Source organism: Phenylobacterium sp., from assembly GCF_031412415.1.
Lineage (GTDB): Bacteria > Pseudomonadota > Alphaproteobacteria > Caulobacterales > Caulobacteraceae > Phenylobacterium.
This window is the reverse complement of the sequence record NZ_JANOCX010000258.1, coordinates 1-1,894: the sequence shown is the minus strand read 5'-3', so window position 1 is coordinate 1,894 and position 1,894 is coordinate 1. Positions and strand designations below refer to the sequence as shown.

2 protein-coding genes are annotated in these 1,894 nt (G+C 66.1%); both read left to right on the top strand.

Annotated features, from left to right (window positions below; all coding sequences use genetic code 11):
* A partial coding sequence (locus RMO04_RS12715; protein ID WP_309645153.1) for a hypothetical protein occupies positions 1–935 on the top strand: 935 nt, incomplete at its 5' end.
* A 54-nt stretch (positions 936–989) separates the two neighbouring features.
* On the top strand, positions 990–1,894 hold a 905-nt coding region (locus tag RMO04_RS12710; protein WP_309645152.1), incomplete at its 3' end, for a TonB-dependent receptor plug domain-containing protein.

Below are 1,894 nucleotides of genomic sequence, written 5' to 3'. Positions count from 1 at the left end.
GCGCCCAGCCGGCGCCGGCCGGCTCGACCTACCAGGGCAAGGACCTGTTCGGCCAGCCCATGTACACCAAGGGTCCCAACCCGGTGAACGTCGGCGCGACCGAGACCCTGCTGAAGGCCGTCGCGGAGGCCAAGGCGGCCTACGAGGCCGACATGACCGTCGACAACGCCACCTGGTACGCCCGCCTCCTGGGCTATCAAGGCCTGGCGCGAGAATCGATCGCGGTCACCACCGCGGGCCTGAAGAAGTATCCGGACTCTCCCAAGCTGCTGCGTCACCGGGCGCACCGCTACTTCGGCGTTCGCGAGTTCGACAAGTCCATCGAGGACGGCCTGCGGTCGGCCAAGCTCTACGAGGGCAAGCCCCTGGAGCGTGAGAAGCTGGGCCCGGCCTATTTCCCGGCCAGCCCCGACGTCGTGCAGTTCTACACCTACTACCACCTGGGCCAGGCCTACTTCGCCAAGCACGAGTTCGACAACGCCGCCAAGGCGTTCCGTCGGGCCGGCGAGATCGGCATGGGCACAGGCGGCCCGCCGGACCAGACCGCGTCGCTGTACTGGGAGTACCTCTCGCTCGCCCGCGCCACGCGCTACGTCGAGGCCAAGGCCCTGCTGGACGACTACAAGCTCACCCTGTTCGACCTGCGGGATAATCCCGAGGGCAACAACTATTTCGACGGCATCCAGCTGTTCAAATCACTGAGGGACCCTGCCGACTTCTTCTCGGCGCGGGACACCGGCAAGGCGTTCTCGACCTCGGACGGGATCAAGGCCTCCACCAGCTACAGCCTGGCCCAGTACTACATCCTCCGGGCGGAGTACGACAAAGCCAAGCCGTACCTGCGCCAGGCTATGGATGTGGACACCTGGAGCTACTTCGCGCGCATCCAGGCCGAGGCCGACTGGGTCTTCCTATACGGCTCCGAAAAGCCCTAGGCGACCTCGCCCCGACGCCGGGGCCACCAAGACACAATTCGGGATAGGGGAAAAATGATGAAAAATCATACGCTTGAACTTTGGCTGAAATCCACCGTGGCCGCCGCCGCGCTGATGGCCGCCGCCGCGCCGGCCATGGCCCAGGAGGTCGAGGAAGTGGTGGTCACCGGCTCGCGGATCGCGCGCCAGGATCTGATCAGCTCCAGCCCCGTGACCACCGTCACCGGCGAAGACATCAAGGTGGTCGGCGCCACCAACGTCGAGGAGTATCTCAACACCTTGCCGCAGCTCATCGCCGGCGCGACCAAGTCGACCAACGTCACCGGTCAGGCCGACGCCACCGCCAACCTCAACCTGCGCGGCCTGGGCGCCAAGCGGACCCTGGTGCTGGTCAACGGCAAGCGGTTCATGGCCTCGAACCAGCAGGGCATCGTCGACGTAAACAACATCCCCGCATCCCTGGTGGACCGGGTCGAAGTGGTCACCGGCGGCGCCTCGGCGGTCTACGGCTCCGACGCCATGGCCGGGGTCGTCAACTTCATCCTGAAGGACAAGTTCGACGGCCTGCTGCTTGAGGGCCAGTACGGCCTCTCGGGCAAGGGCGACGCCGACACCTGGAACACGGCGCTGACCTTCGGCCAGAGCGGTGAACGCGCCAGCATCTGGCTGCACGTCAACTACGAAGACCGCTCGACCCTGCGCGGCACCGAGCGTTCGCTCTCGCGCTACTCGACCATCGATTCCAATGGCGTCTTCGTGCGCAGCGGCACGGCCGGCCGGGTCGGCGGAACGCTGGTCGGTATCCCCACGCCCAATGGGACCGGCGGCTTCACCAACCGCGACTACGCCCTGGACAACCTGGTCCCGCGCCCGTTCGTCGCCGCCACCGACACCAATTTCGAACTGCAGCAGGACTACGCGATCCAGATCCCGCTGAAGCGCACCAACGTCTACAGCCG